Below are 19,353 nucleotides of genomic sequence, written 5' to 3'. Positions count from 1 at the left end.
GAATACATAAGCAATGAGCCAGCCCTTCTCCGAACGACCGGTCCGCGCGGAAGAGATTGATCGCGATCTCCTCAAGCAGGGAATTGCCAAGGCGAACATTCCGGCACTGTTGATGGTTCTCTACCAGATGACCGGCGAACAGCACTGGCTTGAGGAACCTTATGCTCCGAAGCGTTCGCCGGGCCTCGATGACAACGACAGCGGGCAGTTGCCCGAAGATGTGCAGGACGAAATCCGTGCATCGGCAGCCAAGGCGATCGACCGGTGGCTGGGCGGAGCGCCACTGGCGGTTCCTCGTCCCGGCAACGCCGAGCTGGCGCAGATGCTGAGTGTTGCGATGACCGAGGAGGTGCCCGAGGAATATGGCGACATCATTGCGGCCGGAATGGACTACGATAAGGTATCGGGCCTGGACAGTATCGAGAGTGTGGGAAAAACCGCGATCGTCATTGGTGGTGGTGTGTCGGGTATCTGTGCAGGTATCGAACTCAACAATCTTGGAATCCCTTACACGCTGTTCGAAAAGAACGAGGATTTCGGCGGCACCTGGTTTGAAAATCGCTACCCTGGCTGTGGGGTCGATACCCCGTCGCTCACTTACACATTCTCCTGTCGACCGAACGACTGGTCGATGTATTTTCCATTGCGTGATGAGATCGAGAACTATCTGCTCGATACCGCGCGAGAGTTCGGCCTTTACGAATGCGCGCGGTTCAACACGCATGTGGAAGAGGCGCGCTGGAATGATACCAGCGAGAGATGGGACGTCACGGTCACCGCACCGGACGGCAAGCGCGAGACTCACAGTGCAGACTATCTCTTCAGCGCAGTCGGCATTCTCAATATTCCCAAATACCCCAAGATAGAGGGTCTCGATCGCTTCGCCGGAGAAGTTTATCATACCAGTCGCTGGCCGAGTGATGTCGACCTTGCCGGGAAACGGGTCGCCGTGATCGGCAACGGCGCCTCGGGTATGCAGGTCGCGCCTGCCATTGCCGACGAAGTCGAGAGTCTGACTCTCTTTGCACGATCGAAGCAATGGGCTGCGCCTTTCCCGCAGTTCAGAAAGACAATCCCAGACGGCGTGCGCTATCTTATGCAAGTGGTGCCGCTCTACCGTGCCTGGCTTGAACAACGCCTGTCTTGGACCTTCAACGACAGGGTGCACGGCACACTGTTCCGGGATCCGCAATGGAAACATCCGGAGCGCGCGGTAAACAAGATCAACGATGGCCATCGCCGGGCCTTCACGCGCTATGTGCATGAAGAGCTGGAAGATAGACCCGACCTGATCGAGCACGTGTTGCCTGACTATCCGCCTTTCGCGAAACGGATGCTACTCGACAACGGCTGGTATCGCACGATCAAGAAGCCGAATGTCAAACTCATCCCCGAGCATTTGGCTCGAGTGGAAGGAAGCACGCTCTATTCCTCCTCGGGAGAGACCGTAGAGGCTGATGTCATCATCCTGGCGACAGGATTTCAAACGACGAATGTCCTAGGCTCCTATGACATCATCGGTCTCGGTGGAGAGGTCCTGCGCGAGAAATGGGGCGAAGATGACGCTGCGGCGTATCTGGGGACGCTGGTGCCAGGTTTCCCCAATTTCTTCATCCTCCTTGGACCGAATGTCGGCTCGGGCCACGGCGGCAGCATGATTCGCAATATTGAGAACCAGATGCATTTCGCTGGTGAGGTAATTCTTTCGGCCAGCAACAGGGGCGCACAAACTGTGGAAGTGCGCGACAAGGTCTACGAAGACTATCTGCGCAAAATTGATGAGGCACACGATAAGCTGGTCTGGACCCACCCGGGAACGGAGAACTGGTATCGCAATTCGAAGGGCAGAGTGGTGGCCATCACTCCCTGGCGCAACGACGCTTTCTGGCGAATGACACGCAAGCCGGACGTGAACGATCTGAAGTTCGAACAGGATCGGGAAGAAATCGTCAAGAAAGCCCAGTCGAGCTGAGCTATCGGTATGCGCGCATATTGCGGTCACGAACTCGGCAATCTCGAAGCGTTCGCGCTTGAGAGCGTCGATACTCCGACCCCAGCCGATGGCGAACTGCTGATATCCGTCGAGGTGACGGCGTTGGGGTTCGTCGACCAGCTCGTCATGCGCGGGTTGTATCAAATCAAGCCGCCCACGCCTTTTGTACCGGGCGGCGAGATTGTCGGTACAGTCGAAGCTGTCGGGCAAGAGGTTTCTGGCTTTGCCCCAGGCCAGCGGATTGCGGCCTGGCAATTCGGTGGCGGGCTGGCCGAGATGGCGATAGTTCGCCAGGATCATGCAGTGCCGGTACCGGCAGATCTCGAACCTGCAGCGGCCGCCTCCCTGCTGCTTGATTATCTGACCGCCCTTTTACGGGTTGTTCGATCGCGGGGGCCTCAAACCGGGGCAATTGCTCTTGGTCACCGGAGCATCAGGCGGCGTGGGCGCGGCGGCGGTCCAGCTTGCCAGTGCCGCGTCAGCGAGCGTGATTGGCTTGGCTTCAACCGATGAGAAGCGAGAGATGGTTTCCCGCGCGGGTGCATCACAGGTGATCGATTATCGCGACGAAGACTGGCGCGACAAGCTCAAGCGCGCATATCCATCAGGCGTCGATCTGGTGTTCGACCCGGTGGGCGGCGGGTTGTTCGAGCCGTGCTTCCGCTCGCTCGCAAAGCGTGGTCTCCATCTTGTTGTCGGCTTCGCGTCCGCAGATGGCATTCCGAGCCTTCCGGCGAATCTCCCATTGTTAAAATCGGGAGAGCTGGTCGGTGTCGACGCGCGCTATCTCTGGGAGACTGATCCCGCGCGAGTGCGCCAGATCCTGTCGATAGTGCTGCAGCTCGCGGCGTCAGGACGGCTCGCCCCTGCGATCGGCCGAACCTTTGCTCTTGACGATGCGGCTTCGGCGATCGCCTATGTGAACGACGAGAAGCGCATCGGAAAAGTCGTCGTCAGACCCTGAGGGCGGGTGCCGCTTACCAGCTGACCGGCAGGGCAGAAAGTCCGCGAAAGAGGAAACCTTCGCGCCATTGCGGATTGCTCGCATCTCCTTTCAGGGTCGGCAATCGGCGGGCGAGCTGCTCGAATGCGATCCGGCCTTCCAGTCGCGCGAGTTCCGCGCCCGCGCAGAAGTGTATGCCGCCGCCAAAGCTGAGGTGCTTTTTCGCATCACGAGAGATGTTGTAGCTGTCGGGATCATCGAACACCCGAGGATCGCGGTTGCCCGCCCCGATCAGCGTCAGCACCTTGGCACCGGGATCGATCGTCTCCCCGCGTATCTCCGTTTCGCGAAGAGCCGTGCGGTAGGTGGCTATGAGGGAACTTTCATAGCGCAGGGTTTCGTCTACCGCCCCAGCTGCAAGCTTATCCGGTTCTGCGACCAATGCCGCCCACTGCTCGGGATAACGAGCGAAGGACAGCAGGGCGTTGCCAATCATGTGTGCCGTCGTCTCGAAGCCTGCCCCGAAAAGCCCGATGGCAACCGTAACGAGCTCGTCATGCGACAGCGAGTCCTCCTGCCCACCTGACTGAACGAGCGCTGTCGCGAGGTCATCGCGCGGCTCGCGCATCCGCTCGGCGAAGAGCTCTTCGAAAAACTCCTGCAATACTCCAATCTGTTCGTTGGCGGTGGCGAGCTCATGCGGGCTCAGCGCTCGTGCCTCGAACACAATAAAACTTTGAGCGATGGCTGCCATGACTGCCGGCAGGCGCGAGTCCTCGGCATCAATCCCAAGCATATCACACATGACACGGACGGGAAGCTGGTAAGCGAAGTCAGCAATGACGTCGCCCGTCCCCCGCTCGACCATTGCGTCGACCAGGCTGTCGGTAATCTCTCGGATGCGCGGTTCCATCGCTCGTACCCGTCGCGCATTCAGCGCGCCTGTAACCAGACCACGGACCCTAGTGTGATGCGGAGGGTCCTGCATCAGAAAGACTTCGGAAAGCCATTTGTATGACCGCTGTCCTAGGACATCGAAGTGGGGTCCATAGAACAGCCGGATATTTTCAACGAAATCGCCCTGACCGAAATTTTCCCGATCCATCAATACCGAGCGAACATCCTCATGCCGACTCACTACCCAATATCCCAAATCCGATCGATGTATCGGGTCATGTTCGCGCAGTTCGGCAAAAATGGGATAGGGATCCTGTCTTATCTCCGGCGCGTCGGGGGCAAAGGAAGCTACTTTGGCGGAACTGCTGGCCATTAGCGTTACTCCGCTATCTGGTCTGGAAATACGGGACGGAATCCCTCGCTCGCACGCTCGACGAAGACGAAGTGTGGCGCCCCGAAATGCGCCGGGACGATCCTTGCACCGGTGCTTGCGGCCTGTTCTAGGATACGGCGCCTGGTACTGGCGGCCTGGGGGCGGCTTTCGCAGTAAACATTGTTCCAGTCGGGTCGATAGACCTGCATCGGATGATGAAGGATGTCGCCGGTAAACAGTGCAATCTGTCCGCCGTAGGTTACTTCAAGGACCATGTGACCCGGTGTGTGGCCCGGAGAATAGTGAGCGGACATCCCATTGGCGATCGAAGCTCCGTCATTCACCAGCTCGGCGAGACCTGCTTCAATGATCGGGGCTACGCTATCCTCGAAAACATTCGAGTTGACCACCGCTCCGGTCATGGATGAGAATCGGTCTTTCTGCGGATTCCAGGCCTCTTCGTCGAGTCGTGGGAGGAAATAGGTGGCATTCGGGAATGTAGCTTCCCAACGATCGCCGACCAGACGGGTGTTCCAGCCGACGTGATCGATGTGGAGGTGAGTGCAGAAGACCTTGTCGATATCGTCCGGGGCAAAGCCTGCCTCGCCCAGCTTTTCAAGAAAATCGCCGTCGAGATTGCCAAAGACCGGGATGCCCGGCCGCTCCTTTGCGTTACCTGCACCAGTATCGATCAGGATACGCTCTTCACCGGTGTCAATCAGCCAACTCTGAAGGTAGGCGTAAAGCATCCCGTCGCGCATGAAGTCTGGCTCAAAGCCTGACGCTCTTTGTGAAAAGGCGTCAGGCTCGAATTCCGCGAAGAGATCTTCGGGCGGACTGAAACCGCCCTGCCACTCTTCTATCCGGTAGACCTTGAACGATCCGATGCGAAACGCTTCTTCCGCCATGGTGCGTCCTTGCCGCTTTAAAAGTCCACTCCAAGCGTGACACCGTAGGTCCGGGGCGGCCTCAGCGACCCAACCGAAACGAACCCATAGAGTGGCGCGGTGATGATTGTGTTCGCAAGGGCATATTTGTCGAACAGGTTCTTGCCCCACAGGGCCACCGAGTACCGCTTGTTGGGCGAATGGTAGGTGATGCTCGCATTGACCAGGGCAAAGGCTTCCTGTCGAGCATCCCGATTATTGAACTCTGTGAAAAAGATCTCGTCCTGAAAGTTCATGTCCGCGGAAAGATCGATCGATCCGGTATCGCCAAGATCGATGGTCTGATCAGCGAAGATCGCCACGGTGAACTCTGGCGCATTGGCCAAACGATTGCCCGACAGGTCCGATAGCGCAGGGTTATCAGGGCAGGCTGGAAACTGCCTGCGTGTCGGATCGCCGGCTGCATAGTAGCCGTTGCAGAAGTCGGTGTACTTAGCATTGAGGTAGGTCCCGAAGATACGGAACGTGGTATTGCGCGCTGGGCGGAGCGTCGCTTCCAATTCGAGTCCGTAATTGCGAGCCGACGCAGCGTTGATGGTTTCGACGATGCTGTTCTCGTTGACGAAGCCCACCTGCAGGTTGGTGTAGTCATAATAGAAAGCTGCAGCGCTGTATCCGAAGGTACCGTCCCTCGTTTCGCCACGCAGGCCCACCTCGTAACTCCACACATTCTCAGGCTCGATCACGTCATTTACGCTACCGATGTTCACCACACCTGATTTAAACCCTTTTGTTACCTTTCCGTACAGCAGCGTTCCGCCTGGAGTCTGGTACTCGAGAACAAACTTCGGCGTGATCGAATCCCAGTCCCCAGTCTTGTCGGTCGGGATATCCAAGCCTTGCGCTTCGAAGGTAAAACGGCCGGTCCCCGAGCGCTTTTCCCAGTTGTATCGGGCCCCGGCTGTGAAGGTCAGGTCGGGAACAATCTCAAGCGATCCTTCCAGATATGCTCCGACGGCCTCTGTCTTGACCGTTCCGCGTTGCAGGTAGTTCCCTTGGTCGAACAGGTCCGGCGGGAGATTGGTACCTAGAAGGACGTTGAAATACTGGGCGAGATTGACGGTCGGCACGCGGACTTCACCGAAGAGATCCTCCTCGAAATACATCGCTCCTCCGAGCAGATCGAATCCGCCAAGGTCGGCCGTAAAGGTGAACTCCTGGCTGAAGGATTCGCTGTCTTCAGTGTAGTTGTTCTGACCGAACGCATTGATGTCAGAAACGTCGAGGTCGTCCCGATTGAAGCGCTCGAACTTGCGATAGGCCGTGGTAGAGGTGAGCGTAAAGTCGCCCTTATCCAGCGTTGCGATTGCCTGGATGCTTGAGCCTTTGCGATCATTGATCGCGTCTTCGTCGGAATAAATGTTGCGCGCATTTACCGGCTCGCCGCGGTCCGCGTAGTAATCGAAGATGGTGTCGCCGCCCAGGAGCGGCCCGGGAAGGAAAGCTTCCGGCACGACCGTGGGGCCGAAATAGTGAAAGGCGTAGTTGAAGTCGTCTTCCCTGAAGTGGTCCGCCACGACAAGAAGCTCGAGATCAGGCGTTAGGTTTGCCTGCAGTGATCCGCGAAAAGCGTAGGCATCGCGGTCGTCGACGGGATTGCCGGTGAAGAGGTTTTCGCCGTAGCCATCGCGCTGTTCGTACTTGCCGGCCACGCGGAAGGCGAGCGTTTTGCCGGCGATCGGCCCGCCAACCGCCCCTTCAAGGGTCAGAGCGTCGTAATTGCCATAGGTAGCCCTGGCATATCCCTCGAAATAAGGAGTGGGCCGTGCAGTGACAATGTTGATGACACCTGCTGTAGCCCCTCGCCCATAGGTCGTTCCCTGAGGCCCGCGCAGAACTTCGATCTGCTCAATATCGTAGAAACCGCTGAGCTGCGCTGCTGGGCGGCTGTTGATCGCACCATTTTGCAGAAATGCGACTGCGCCATCTGCACCCAAATCAATGCTCGTCAGACCAATACCGCGGATGAAGGTGCGGTTCACCCCGAACTGGTCACCAACTGAAACATTGGGAACGGCGGCCGACAGATCGCCCGCGTTTTCGATCCCTCCCGGTCCAATAGCATCTGCATCGAGCACCGAGATCGCTGCTGCGGTATCCTCAAGGGACTGATTGGACTTTGTGGCCGTGACAATGATGACTGGATTTCGCTCTTCCTCAGCGGCGGCCGGCGCCGTGGGCTCTTCGGCTGCCTGCGCACTGGCCTGGCTGGCGCACTGAATGGATGCGATGGCGGTAGCTGAAAGCAGCACGCGCCTGGTGCTCTTAAGTTTCATACTCTCTCCCCTTCATACCAGGCCTCTGATTTTCTACTTGCCGGTATCGTTAAATAAAAAAATGCAACCCCGAGTTGCTCCTCAAACAAATTGATTCTGCGCTATTCAGCGCCTGCAAGCCGCAGGGCGGCAGAGACGAGCTGATCGACCACTTCTTCGGCCGAACGCTGGCCATCTGGCGAATACCAGGTCGGTATCCAGCTTATGAGGCCGCCGATCCAGACGGCGACAAAGGAGTCCGTGTCCTGCCGAAATTCGCCCGCTTCGATACCTTCACGGATGAGCTCAGCGATCTGGTGATCGAATGAGTGCCTCAGGCGCAGGATGCGTTCGTGGTCCGTTGCGCTGAGATGCTTCATCTCGCGCAAGTAGACCACGACGTATTCCTGCCGATCAATGACGATCCTGCCGACCTGCCGCACGACTTCGGCAAGAAGCTCCCGGTGATTCTTGTGCTCTCCGGCCAATGTGGTTTCAAGAATCGTAAGGGCTTCGCTAATGCCGACTTCGCAAATGGCAGCGAGAATGGCTTCCTTGTTCTTGAAGTAGGAATATAGGAAGGGTTTGGTTACGCCCAGGTTGTCAGCGACGTTGTCAAGCGTACAACTGCTATACCCACGCTGGTAGAACAGGTGGCTGGCCACTTCGACAATGCGATTGGTCTTGAAGGCAACGAACTCGCTCTTCAGCGATGCTCCTCGACCTGCCGCAGGCTTGGCAAGCGGCTTGGCTACAGCTGACATGGCGAAACCGCAGGATTTGGGGCGCGTCTTGGCAATTCCATCTCCGGTTGGTGGACGCTTTCTCCACCTTCGAATCCAAGGATGCCAAAAAACGCATCTACTGGCCAGTAGTTTTTTTCAGGGCTTGGTACAGCCGCGCATCTGACCTAGACCTAAGGGCTGTTGCAAGAGCCTTGCATGCTCGAAGACGAGGCCGAGAACAAGAGCCAGGAGAAAGATGAAATGACGCACTTCGGCGACATGCAAAACGCGATCTACAATGCCGGTCTTTCAGGCATCCTGCCTGACTATCCGGTCGATTTCGCCTCGCTCCAGACGCGGGCGGAAAAGGCCCTCTCGCCGATGCTTCTGAACTATGTCCAGGGCGGATGTGGTGATGAGCATACGCAGGACAGCAATGCCAGCGCCTTCCACCATTGGGGGATGGTGCCGCGGATGCTTGTCGATTGCGGCGAGCGTGATCTCTCGATCGAATTGTTCGGCAGCAGATACCATTCGCCCATCTTCATGGCGCCGATCGGTCTTAACGGAGAAATCACCCAGGACCGGAAGGGCGATATCGCCGCCGCGCAGGCTTCGGCCGAAACGGGCGTGCCGTTCTGCGCCTCAACTCTGTCGAACACGCCACTAGAGGAAGTCGCGGCGGCCGGCGGAGACACCCCGGGTTTCTTCCAGCTCTACACGCCCAAGCATGATGGTGTCGCCGAAAGCCTTGTGCATCGGGCCGAGACGGCCGGCTACCGGGCGCTTGTGATCACGCTCGACACCTGGCTCACTGGCTGGCGTCCCCGCGACCTCAACACGGCTAACTTTCCGCAGCTGCGCGGCAAGGTACTGGAAAACTATTTTAGCGATCCTGTCTTTCGCAGCCTGCTGAACAAGCCCCCCGAGGAAGATCTGGCAGCCGCAGTCGGCACTTGGGCGGCGACCTTCGGAAAGGTCCTGACATGGGATCACATAGCTTGGTTCCGGGACATGACCAGTCTTCCGATTGTCCTCAAGGGCATCTGCCATGAGGACGATGCACGTCGCGCCGCGGATCTTGGCGTTGACGCGATCTATTGTTCGAACCACGGCGGGCGGCAGGCGAACGGTGGAATCGCTGCAATCGACATGCTGCCCGCAGTGGTTAAGGGAGCTGGCAGCACACCAGTGCTGTTCGATAGCGGCGTGCGTTCGGGCAGCGATGTCATCAAGGCCATCGCTCTGGGAGCGACAGCGGTAGGGATCGGACGCCCTTATCTTTACGGTCTTGCGATCGGAGGCGCTGCAGGCGCCGCACATGTCCTTCATTCGATCCTCGCGGAAGCCGATCTTTTGATGGCCGTCAACGGCTACCCGACACTCGATGCGGTGCGTTCGGCTGGTGCCCAATCCACAAGGCAATAGGGCTTGCGGGACCCGAACCTTTCTAGCGCTCGAGTCCTGAGGCAAATATGGGGCATCGAGGTCGGGACGCAAAAATAGTCACGTGAAAACAGCTGAATGATCGTGAAACGGGATGCCTTTTCTGACGCCCGCTGGCCCGCGCCAAGGCATCGATTGGCGGTTTTCCCTCCCCATCCCATCCTCGCAGGAAGGCAGGCGGCATGGCGAGGCCATGCGCGCCTTTTGTGGCGGCGGGCTGCTTGCGGTGAGCAGTGCGCTAGTCGTGCGCGGCGAGAGCTTCGCTGACTGTGACTGTACCGGAGCAATAGGCTCCCCATGCATCCATCAGCTTCACGCGCATACCGGGGTCTTCTTTGGTACCAAGGTAGGTAGTGCGGCGATACGCGGCTTGAACCGCGTCTGGCGTCTTGTGGGCCAGCGCGGCCTCGACAACCGCGTTCGGATAGCCTGCGTTCGCTGCCCAATCCGTGAAGGCCGAGCGGAAGCCGTGGACGTGGAAAGGCTCCTGCATGTCGCGCAGCACCTTGAGCAGCGTCATGTCGGACATCGCCTTGCCGGTCGCGCCTGAGAAGACCACTTCGGCACCTTCGATCCGGAATGCATCCGCTTTTGCTAGCACGCCCAGTGCAGCCTCCGAGAGCGGGACCACATGTGCCTTGCTTCGCTTCATATGTTCTGCAGGGATGGTCCAGAGCCGTTCCTCCAGATCGAATTCCTCCCATGTCGCAAGTCGGACCTCCTGCGAGCGCGTGCCGGTCAGGATGAGGAGATCGAGCGCAAAACGTCCGAAGGATGGCCTGCGTCTCAGGGCGGTCAGAAACGCTGGAATGGCGACATAGGGCATCGCCTTCCGATTCTGGGTTTTCTTGATTTGCCGTGGCAGACCCCTACCCGCTTTCAGGCTGCTGTTGCCCGATGGCGATTCGGTCGACCGCCAGCCCTTGGCGTGCGCATAGTCCAGCACCGCGCAAATCCGGTTGCGTACCTGGCGGGCGGTTTCCGGAATTTCCTGCCAGATCGGCGTGAGCACATCGATGATGTCAGCTGCCGTGATGCTGCCGGTCGGCATGTCACCGAGCTTGGGGAAAGCGTAGTTCTCCAGACTGGCTAGCCACTGGCGGGTGTAGACAGCACTCTTCCAGCCCGCCTCGTTGTCGGAGTGATACTTTGTGGCGGCTTCGCGGAAGGTCACCTTGGCGGCAGCCTCGTCCTTGCGCTCCGTGAGAATATCGCGCTTTTCGACCTTCACGGCCTTGCGCATTTCAGCCGCCTTTTCGCGTGCTTCGGCAAGCGTTACGAGTTTAGCGCTGCCCAACCCCAGGTCTTGTCGCTTGCCATCTCGCTGGAGTCGCAAATTCCAGTATGCGCCGCCGCGCTTGTCCACCTTGAGGAATAGCCCATCCCCGTCCTGATAGGTCCCCGGATTCGCCAAAGCTGCCTTGACCGCTACCGCCGATAGTTTGCCCATGATTCTACCCCCACACTTTTTCGCACGAGATCACCAATCCGAAGTGTGGGGGTAAGCACCCTCACCCCCACATTACCCCCACACTTGGCCTCGGATGCAGGTGGATCGCGATGGCCATAAGCGGACGAAATAGGGGCAATATATCGCAGAAATCCAAGGGTTTCCATGGATTTCTGGGGATACGGATAGATGCTGAAAGAAAGGGTGGTGGTGGACAGGGCTGGATTCGAACCAGCGTACGCTTGCGCGGGCAGATTTACAGTCTGCTGCCTTTAACCACTCGGCCACCTGTCCACACGGGCCATTTCGCTTAGGAAATCGAGGGATCGCAGTGGCGACCCCGTGCCGAGAGGCGCCCCTTTGGCGAAGCGAGCCTTGCCTGTCAATGCCCTCGCTGGCACAGGCTGCAACCAATACAGAAAACTGGACGAATATGATGGCAAAAGGCGAACGCAAACGGGCTCTGCGAGGACGGGCAGGCCGGATGAAGGGCGGGCGCGGCAGCGGCCGCGCCAGTGCCGGCCAGGTGAGGCTGTGGGGCCGCCATGCGGTCGAGGCAGCGCTCAAGAACCCGGACCGGGTGCACCGAAAATTGTGGGCAACCCGCGAGGCCATCGACACGCTCGATGGCGAACTGCCATCCGATTTCCCGGTCGAATATGCCGATGTCACCGATCTTGCGCGGCTTGTGGCCAAAGATGCGCCACATCAGGGCCTCGTGCTCGAATGCGCCGCATTGGAAGACATTCACCTCGACGAGGTCCTCGACGGCGATCCAGAACGCCCGATCGTCGTACTCGACCAGGTAACCGACCCGCACAATGTCGGGGCGATCATGCGATCGGCCGCAGCGTTCGGCGCCAGAGCCTTGGTCACCCAAGATCGCCATGCGCCACCCGAAGGCGGAGTCATCGGCAAGGCGGCCTCCGGCGCGCTCGAAGTATTGCCCTGGGTGCGCGTGGTCAATCTTGCCCGTGCGCTGGAGCAGATGGCCGAAGCCGGTTACTGGCGGATCGGACTGACCGGCGCCGCGGACGCCACACTCGCCGAAGCGCTACCCGCAGGTCCCGTCGCGCTCGTGCTGGGTGCGGAAGGCGAAGGCATGCGGCATAATATCGAGTCGCATTGCGACGCGCTCGCCAAACTGCCGATCGGCGAGCGGATCGAAAGTCTGAACGTATCCAATGCCGGCGCAATCGCGCTCTACGCGGTAGCGACGCGATAGCCGGCATCGTCGACTTGGGGGAAAACGCATGACACGCTTGCTCACCATCCTGATGGCGCCGCTGCTGCTGACCGGCTGTATGCTCTCGCCAGGGAAGTTCACCAGCGAACTGCAACTGCTAGCCGACGATACCTTCGCCTTCTCCTACACTGGAGAGATCCAGATGCTCGCACTCAGCAAGCTCGCCGATCTTGCCGAAAACAGCGATGAGAGCTTCGAGGCGGAATGTTACGACGACGATTTCGACGTTCGCGAATGCTCGGCGGTTGAAATCGCTAAACAGCGTGAAGAATGGGATGCGAACGCTCAAGAGCGCCGCGAGAAGCAGGCACGCGAGGCAGAGCAGATGCGCGCCTTCCTCGGTGGCATAGACCCGTCGGATCCCGAAGCGGCCAAGGAACTGGCCAACCGGCTCGAACGCCAGCGCGGGTGGCAGCGGGTCGAATACCGGGGCGACGGCCTTTTCGACGTGGAATTCGCAATCTCCGGCACGTTGGGTCACGACTTCGTCTTCCCCACCATCGAGCGCATACAAGGTTTCAACGCCTTCGTCGGCGTGCACCTGCGCGATGGCGACCAGATACGTATCGATGCACCCGGGTTTGTCGGTCAGAAAGACACCAACCCAATGTTGGGCGGCGCCCCGCTTGCGGCGATGGCAGCCATGTCGGAGGCCGACGACGGCGGTGAGATGCCGCGGATCGTCATCCCGGAAGGCACCTTCACCATTGTGACCGACGGCCGGATTCTGGCGAACAACACTGACGAGGGACCGGCTCCCCACGCCCTCGGGCAATCTCTATCGTGGAGAATCGGACCGGCAACCAGCCAGGCGCCGACCGCGCTCATCGCGTTCGACTGAGCAAACGAAAACGCCGCGCTTTCCGGGAAGGAAAGCACGGCGAAATTCAGTCCCATTGTCGCTCCGCGAGGCGTGCGGAGCGCCGGTCAGACAAGACCGTTTAGTTGACGGCGTCCTTGAGACCCTTGCCGGCCTTGAATTTCGGCTGGTTCGAAGCCTTGATGGTCATCGGTTCGCCAGTGCGCGGGTTACGACCGGTCGAGGCCTTGCGCTTGGCAACCGAGAAGGTGCCGAAGCCGACCAGGCGCACTTCGTCACCGCTCGACAGGGCCTTGCTGATGGAATCGAAGACACCTTCGACGGCGCTCGAAGCATCGCTCTTGGACAGGCCGCTGGAATCGGCAACCGCGCTGATCAGGTCGTTCTTGTTCATAGGTGAAAACCCCCTTGTTCTTATAATCGAATGGTGTTGGCTGAATCGCCTCGGTGAAGGCGGACGAATTGAGAGTTTTTTGTCGGCAGTGTCAAAGATAAAATCGGCCAAAACCGGCGGATTTCGGGGCCAGAGCAGCGAAAATTGAGGTGAAGCGCGAATTCACCATCCCGTGATCTGCCAAGCGCGGGCGAAGCCCCCCGGTCAAGGCGCCGGGGGGCGATCCGAGTCGCTGCAGCGCAGCATGCCTTTTGTTAATGCGCGGTCGGTGACGGAGCCCCATGGGAATGGTCCGGCTGGCTCGCCAGATCGTCCGCCTCGGTCCATTCGACCGGCTCCGGTACACTACAGAGTGCGTGGACCAGTACCTCATCGACATGGGCGACCGGCACGATTTCCAGGCCATCCTTCACATTGTCGGGAATCTCGGCAAGGTCTTTTACATTTTCCTCGGGGATGAGGACCTTCTTGATCCCGCCCCGCAGCGCCGCGAGCAGTTTCTCCTTGAGACCGCCGATCGCAAGAACGCGACCGCGCAAGGTCACCTCGCCGGTCATGGCCACCTCGGCGCGAACCGGAACGCCCGAAAGGGTGGACACAATCGACGTTACCATGCCCACGCCTGCACTCGGCCCATCCTTGGGCACCGCACCTTCGGGCAAGTGGATATGAATATTGCGGCGCTGGATCAGGCTCGGCTTGATCCCGTAATGCGGCGCGCGTGCCTTCACGAAACTGAAGGCGGCCGCGACGCTTTCGTTCATCACTTCGCCGAGCTTGCCGGTCGTTTTGATCTCGCCCTTGCCCGGGGTGGTCACACTTTCGATGGTCAGCAACTCGCCGCCCACCTCGGTCCAGGCCAGTCCGGTCACGGCACCGACCTGCGGTTCTTCCTCGCTCATCCCGTGCTTGAACTTGCGTACGCCGGCAAAGTCGCTGAGGTTCTCGGGCGTGATCGTCACACTCTCGACCTCGTTTTCGAGGATCTTGCGCAGGGATTTGCGCGCCAAGCGGGCAAGTTCGCGTTCGAGCGTGCGGACGCCCGCTTCGCGCGTGTAGTAACGAATGAGATCGCGCAGGCCCTCTTCGGTGAGTTCGAATTCACCCTTCTTGAGCCCATGCTCCTTGACTTGCTTGGGCAGCAAATGGCGCGTGGCGATTTCGACCTTTTCGTCCTCGGTATAGCCTTCCAGACGGATGATCTCCATCCGGTCGAGCAGCGGCTGCGGCAGGTTGAGGCTGTTCGCAGTGGTCACGAACATGATGTCCGACAAGTCGAGATCGAGTTCGAGATAGTGATCCTGGAACTTGCTGTTCTGCTCGGGATCGAGGACTTCGAGCAATGCCGAGGCGGGATCGCCACGAAAATCCTGGCCGAGCTTGTCGATTTCGTCGAGCAGGAACAACGGATTGATCTTGCCCGCCTTCTTGAGGTTGCTGACGATCTTGCCGGGCAGTGAGCCGATATAGGTACGCCGGTGACCGCGGATTTCCGCCTCGTCGCGCACGCCGCCCAATGACTGGCGCACGAACTCGCGGCCGGTCGCCTTGGCGATGCTTTTTCCAAGCGACGTCTTGCCGACGCCCGGCGGGCCGACGAGACACAGAATCGGCCCCTTCAGCTTGCGCGTGCGCGCCTGCACGGCGAGATACTCGATGATGCGGTCCTTGACCTTCTTGAGTCCATAGTGATCGGCATCGAGCACTTCCTGTGCCTTGCCGATGTCCTTCTTGACCCTGCTCTTCTTGCCCCACGGCAAGCCGAGCAACACGTCGAGATAGTTGCGAATGACGGTGGCCTCGGCGCTCATCGGCTGCATGGCCTTGAGCTTCTTCAGTTCCGCTTCCGCTTTCTCGCGCGCTTCCTTGGACAGCTTGGTCTTGGCAATCTTCTCGGTCAGCTCGGCAATTTCGTTACTGCCGTCATCGTCGCCGCCCAACTCGTTCTGGATCGCCTTCAATTGCTCGTTGAGGTAGTATTCGCGCTGGGTCTTTTCCATCTGGCGCTTCACACGGCCACGAATGCGACGCTCGACCTGCAGCACCGATAGCTCGCCTTCCATGAAGGACATGACCATTTCGAGCCGCTTGAGTGGATCCTTCTCGACCAGCAGAGCCTGCTTGTCCGACACCTTGGCATTGATCGCCGCTGCGATCGTGTCGGCCAGTTCGCCGGCATCGTCGATATCGCCCAGCTGCTCGGCGGCCTCTTCGCCCAGCTTCTTGTTGAGCTTGGCATACTCGCCGAACTGCTCGATTACCTGGCGCATCATCGCGACGACTTCACTGCCCGACGCGGTCACCGCATCGGTCACGCTCACCGACGCCTCGACATAGTCGCCGCGCGGGGCGAGCTGCTCGAGCGCCGCTCTTGCGCTGCCCTGCACCAGCACGCGTACCGTGCCGTCGGGCAGCTTGAGCAATTGCAGAACCTGAGCGACAACGCCGACGTCGAACAGATCGTCGCGCTCGGGATCGTCGCAACCGGGATCGAGCTGAGCGAGCAGGAAGATATCCTTACTGCCTTCCATCGCCGCTTCGAGCGCCGCCACCGATTTGTCGCGACCGACGAACAGGGGCACCACCATGCCGGGAAACACCACGATGTCGCGCAAGGGGAGGAGGGGGAAAGTCTGGGTCATCAATCAATTCCAATCAGGGCCGCCAACGGCCGTTCGATAGGAATATGGTGAGGCCTGTCCCACTGCGCAACGCTGCATTCAAAAGTCATGTGGATGGCGCAGTATTACAATCAACCTGTCATTAACCTAAGCTATGAACCCGAACGGGGGCAAAGAGGAAATTTAATTTCTCCTTTGGAGTCAAAGCCATGCTGAGTTCGGTCATCTGCAAGGTGGGAAGTCATAACGTCAACCGGCGCCGCGTCTGACATGACGGAATCAACTTTCGCACCAAATGCACGCGCTGCAGCGCGCCACTGATCCGCGACCACCAGAAAGGCTGGCGGCCGTTCGACGAAGAACGCGATCTGCGTGCAGATCGGCTGCCTCATCCGCGACATGCATAGGTAGCTGCACGCTCAGGCGGTTGCAGCCTCCGGGAACCGCGACGACCGTGCCGCTCGGGGCAACCGGGAGGATGGCGCAGTAGGGCGGGTCAGGTCATGCTCGGCCTGACATCATCGTCACATGCCGGGCAGCTTGAAGCCCGGGGGCAGGCCGACGCCTTGCTGGATCTTGCCCATTTCCTCCGCCGAGACGCGATCCGCACGGTCGCGGGCGTCGTTGAAAGCCGCGGTCACGAGATCCTCGACCATCTGCTTCTCTTCCGGTTTCATCAGACTCTCGTCGATCGTCACTCCGAGAATACGGCCCCGTGCGGTCGCCCGCACCTTGACCAGGCCGCCGCCAGCCGATCCCTCGACCTCGATCTCGTCGAGCTTGGCCTGGGCATCGCCCATCTGCTTCTGGATCGTTTCGGCGGCCTTTTGGGCCTGCGCGAGCATTTCTTCCATATTCATGCTTTTCTACTCCAGGGTATTTCGCGGCGCTGGGGGGATACGCCGCCTTCATCGATAAGTTCGGCGTCGGGAAAGGCATCGAATGCCGCCTTTACCAACGGGTGGGCGCGCGTAGCCGCTGCAGCAGCGTCACGCTCGGCCTGCTGCACCTCGACCAGCGACGGGGCGCCTGTTCCGCCTGCCACCTCTTCCACAGTCCAGCGCTTGCCCGTGTGGCGGTGCAAGGCATCGCGCAGAACCGGCGCGATATCGTCCGAAAACTTGGCATCGCGGCCGTAGCGCAGGACACCGTCGGCAAGGTCTACAACCCGCACCTGCAGGCGCATGATGCTCGCCTCCTGCAGCAGGCCGGATGCGTCGATCCCATCGACCAGTTCCTGCCAGTCTAGAGAGGCTTGCGGCGCAGCGGCAGTTGTCTCACCGGAAGCAGCAGGGGCCGGTGCGGGACCCGCTTCCGCGAACTTCTCGATCTTCTTTGCCAACTTGCCCGGATCGGGCATCTGCCCCGCATGCAGCGTGCGAAGCAATGCCATACGCAGCGCGACCAGCGGATCGGGCGCAAGCCGGACCTCCTCGTGCCCCTTGAGCAGCAATTGCCAGAGGCGGTGGAGCTGTCCGGCGGGCAAGCGCCCGGCCCAATCGGCGAGTTGCTCGCGCTCGTCCGCGCTGGCGCCTTCGGGTTCACTGCCAGAGACCTGGGCAACTGTGATGCGATGGGCGAGATCCATCTGCGCGCGCATCAGTGCCAGCGGCTCGACGCCGAGCGCATATTGTTCGTCCACCGCCTCGAGCAGCGCCCTGCCCTCGCCTTCGAGGATATGCGCGAAGAGCCTGCGCTGTGCACTCTTGTCGGCAAGGCCGAGCATGTCACGCACGCGTTCCGCGGTGACCTTGCCCTCCGTATCCAGATCGGCATGGGCGATCGCCTGGTCGAGGATCGAAAGCCCGTCGCGCACCGAGCCTTCGGCCGCGTTGGCGACGATATGCAGCGCCTCAGGATCGGCCTCGACGCCTTCCTTGCGGCAGATCTCGGCGAAGTGCGTTTCGAGCAGTTCGACCGGGATACGCCGCAGGTCGAACCGTTGGGTGCGGCTGAGAACCGTGACCGGCAGCTTCTCGACCTCGGTAGTCGCAAATAGGAACTTCACATGCGCGGGCGGTTCTTCCAGCGTTTTGAGCAGCGCGTTGAAAGCGTTGCGCGAGAGCATGTGGACTTCGTCGATGATGTAGATCTTGTAGCGCGCCGAGACCGCGGCATAGCGGACCGCCTCGATGATTTCGCGCACGTCGTCGACGCCGGTGTGAGATGCCGCGTCCATCTCGATCACGTCGATATGGCGGCCTTCGGCGATCGCCTGGCATGGTTCGCACACACCGCAGGGGCTGATCGTCGGACCGCCCTGGCCATCGGGCCCGATGCAGTTGAGCGCTTTGGCGATCAGGCGCGCGGTCGAGGTTTTCCCGACCCCGCGGACACCGGTCATCAGGAAGGCGTGCGCCAGCCGGTCGCGGGCGATAGCATTGGCCAGCGTGCGCACCATCGCTTCCTGACCGATCAGCTCGGCAAAGGTCTGCGGGCGGTATTTGCGCGCCAGCACGCGATAGGGCTGCGCCGGATCGGCTTTGGGCGGTGCGGACGCCGAAGGAGCGGGAAGGGCTTCCTCGGCTGCGGGCGTGGGTTCGGAAGCGGACGGTGCGCCGAACATCGATTCCTGCCCAGCTTCTTCAAGCTCCGCAGCGCTCGGCGCGTCGACCTCCTCGCTCCCGGTTTCCCAAGGCAGGCCGTCTGGATTGTCCGGTGAATCACCCATGCCCGACTAGGTAGGCACTGGCGCGGCAAAAGTCATGCCGCAGCCATCACGAATTGTGGGTGAAAAAGGAGCCGGCCGACCCGCCGCAATCCACCTGGGCTGCTTCCTTCCGGACCTGACCCGGTGAGCGAACGCTAACGTCCGACCGACTCCCGACGCGCCATATGGCGGTATGTTGGCGCAGTTTCAAGCTCTCAGTCATTGCGAGCATAGCGAAGCAATCCAGTCCTGTGCTTACTGGATTGCCGCGTCGCCTGCGGCTCCTCACAATGACTATAAGCTACCGAAAATTATCGGCGTAAGCCTGAAGCTTGAGCCCCTTCGGAGGCGTGGCGTGAACGCGGGCGACGATGCCGTATTTCTCGGCATAGGCCTTGGCCTCGTCCTTGCTCGGAAAGGTCAGCTGCACCTGTGCCTGGGTATCGCCGCTGCCGGTCCAACCCATCAGCGGGTCGGCCTGGCGTGCCTCGGACTGCTCGAATTCGAGCACCCACTCATCGGTGCGGGCCTTGCCCGACTGCATGGCGTTTTTCGGTCGCTGGTAGATTCTCGCGGTCATGGAGCTGCCCTGT

The 19,353-nt window shown here is 60.0% G+C and carries 16 protein-coding genes, 1 tRNA gene and 1 other RNA gene; 6 read left to right on the top strand and 12 right to left on the bottom strand.

What is annotated here, in order from left to right; all coding sequences use genetic code 11:
• Window positions 1–13 precede the first annotated feature (13 nt).
• The 3 genes from ACQY4G_RS10630 to ACQY4G_RS10620 are packed head-to-tail and all read left to right on the top strand — an operon-like array spanning window position 14 to window position 2,957.
• Window positions 14–1,972 (top strand): flavin-containing monooxygenase, encoded by a 1,959-nt coding sequence (locus ACQY4G_RS10630; RefSeq protein ID WP_421990813.1) that lies wholly within the window; start codon window positions 14–16, stop codon window positions 1,970–1,972.
• Between the two features lie 9 nt (window positions 1,973–1,981).
• Window positions 1,982–2,506 carry an alcohol dehydrogenase catalytic domain-containing protein gene (locus tag ACQY4G_RS10625; protein WP_421990811.1) on the top strand — a complete coding sequence of 175 codons (525 nt, stop codon included), beginning with the start codon at window positions 1,982–1,984 and terminating at the stop codon, window positions 2,504–2,506.
• Window positions 2,436–2,957, top strand: coding sequence for a zinc-binding dehydrogenase (locus ACQY4G_RS10620; protein ID WP_421993628.1), 522 nt, complete (start codon window positions 2,436–2,438; stop codon window positions 2,955–2,957). The genes ACQY4G_RS10625 and ACQY4G_RS10620 overlap by 71 nt, the downstream gene beginning before the upstream one ends.
• A gap of 13 nt (window positions 2,958–2,970) precedes the next feature.
• Here ACQY4G_RS10620 and ACQY4G_RS10615 read toward each other — a convergent pair whose 3' ends face one another.
• From ACQY4G_RS10615 to ACQY4G_RS10600, 4 genes are all read right to left on the bottom strand, one after another.
• On the bottom strand, window positions 2,971–4,206 hold the full coding sequence (locus ACQY4G_RS10615; protein WP_421990809.1) for a cytochrome P450: 1,236 nt from the start codon (window positions 4,204–4,206) through the stop codon (window positions 2,971–2,973).
• A 5-nt stretch (window positions 4,207–4,211) separates the two neighbouring features.
• Complete coding sequence (locus ACQY4G_RS10610; protein ID WP_421990807.1) at window positions 4,212–5,114, bottom strand: MBL fold metallo-hydrolase; 903 nt, start codon at window positions 5,112–5,114, stop codon at window positions 4,212–4,214.
• Window positions 5,115–5,131: 17 nt separating this feature from the next.
• Window positions 5,132–7,429 carry a TonB-dependent receptor gene (locus ACQY4G_RS10605; protein WP_421990805.1) on the bottom strand — a complete coding sequence of 766 codons (2,298 nt, stop codon included), beginning with the start codon at window positions 7,427–7,429 and terminating at the stop codon, window positions 5,132–5,134.
• Between the two features lie 101 nt (window positions 7,430–7,530).
• The gene (locus ACQY4G_RS10600) at window positions 7,531–8,172 is read right to left on the bottom strand and encodes a TetR/AcrR family transcriptional regulator (protein ID WP_067688069.1); all 642 of its coding nucleotides are present in this window, start codon (window positions 8,170–8,172) and stop codon (window positions 7,531–7,533) included.
• A gap of 177 nt (window positions 8,173–8,349) precedes the next feature.
• Here ACQY4G_RS10600 and ACQY4G_RS10595 point away from each other — a divergent pair, with 177 nt between their 5' ends.
• Window positions 8,350–9,561, top strand: a complete 1,212-nt coding sequence (locus ACQY4G_RS10595) for an alpha-hydroxy-acid oxidizing protein (RefSeq protein ID WP_421990803.1) — start codon at window positions 8,350–8,352, stop codon at window positions 9,559–9,561.
• Between the two features lie 256 nt (window positions 9,562–9,817).
• Here the strand turns inward: ACQY4G_RS10595 and ACQY4G_RS10590 are convergent, their stop codons facing one another.
• Window positions 9,818–11,029, bottom strand: coding sequence for a tyrosine-type recombinase/integrase (locus ACQY4G_RS10590; protein ID WP_421990801.1), 1,212 nt, complete (start codon window positions 11,027–11,029; stop codon window positions 9,818–9,820).
• Between the two features lie 208 nt (window positions 11,030–11,237).
• Window positions 11,238–11,323, bottom strand: a tRNA-Tyr gene (locus ACQY4G_RS10585).
• A 190-nt stretch (window positions 11,324–11,513) separates the two neighbouring features.
• Between ACQY4G_RS10585 and rlmB the strand changes: the two genes are divergently transcribed.
• Window positions 11,514–12,254 carry a 23S rRNA (guanosine(2251)-2'-O)-methyltransferase RlmB gene (gene rlmB, locus ACQY4G_RS10580; RefSeq protein ID WP_428483066.1) on the top strand — a complete coding sequence of 247 codons (741 nt, stop codon included), beginning with the start codon at window positions 11,514–11,516 and terminating at the stop codon, window positions 12,252–12,254.
• A 52-nt stretch (window positions 12,255–12,306) separates the two neighbouring features.
• Window positions 12,307–13,116, top strand: coding sequence for a hypothetical protein (locus ACQY4G_RS10575; RefSeq protein WP_421990799.1), 810 nt, complete (start codon window positions 12,307–12,309; stop codon window positions 13,114–13,116).
• A 100-nt stretch (window positions 13,117–13,216) separates the two neighbouring features.
• Here ACQY4G_RS10575 and ACQY4G_RS10570 read toward each other — a convergent pair whose 3' ends face one another.
• From ACQY4G_RS10570 to ACQY4G_RS10545, 6 genes are all read right to left on the bottom strand, one after another.
• Window positions 13,217–13,489: an HU family DNA-binding protein gene (locus ACQY4G_RS10570; protein WP_067688059.1), complete on the bottom strand. Its 273-nt coding sequence runs from the start codon at window positions 13,487–13,489 to the stop codon at window positions 13,217–13,219.
• 254 nt (window positions 13,490–13,743) lie between these two features.
• Window positions 13,744–16,131 carry an endopeptidase La gene (gene lon, locus ACQY4G_RS10565; RefSeq protein WP_421990797.1) on the bottom strand — a complete coding sequence of 796 codons (2,388 nt, stop codon included), beginning with the start codon at window positions 16,129–16,131 and terminating at the stop codon, window positions 13,744–13,746.
• Between the two features lie 503 nt (window positions 16,132–16,634).
• Window positions 16,635–16,970 (bottom strand): YbaB/EbfC family nucleoid-associated protein, encoded by a 336-nt coding sequence (locus ACQY4G_RS10560; RefSeq protein ID WP_067688050.1) that lies wholly within the window; start codon window positions 16,968–16,970, stop codon window positions 16,635–16,637.
• Entirely contained in the window at window positions 16,967–18,781 is a 1,815-nt protein-coding gene (locus tag ACQY4G_RS10555) for a DNA polymerase III subunit gamma/tau (protein WP_421990793.1), read from the bottom strand. Before ACQY4G_RS10555 ends, ACQY4G_RS10560 begins: the two co-directional genes overlap by 4 nt.
• Window positions 18,782–18,842: 61 nt before the next feature.
• An RNA gene (gene ffs / locus ACQY4G_RS10550) (signal recognition particle sRNA small type) lies at window positions 18,843–18,937 on the bottom strand.
• Between the two features lie 124 nt (window positions 18,938–19,061).
• Window positions 19,062–19,340 (bottom strand): ETC complex I subunit, encoded by a 279-nt coding sequence (locus ACQY4G_RS10545; RefSeq protein WP_067688040.1) that lies wholly within the window; start codon window positions 19,338–19,340, stop codon window positions 19,062–19,064.
• Between the last annotated feature and the right edge of the window lie 13 nt (window positions 19,341–19,353).

Source organism: Qipengyuania sp., assembly GCF_965277845.1.
Lineage (GTDB): Bacteria > Pseudomonadota > Alphaproteobacteria > Sphingomonadales > Sphingomonadaceae > Qipengyuania.
The sequence above is the reverse complement of the archived record's forward strand: the minus strand, read 5'-3'. Positions and strand labels throughout refer to the sequence as shown.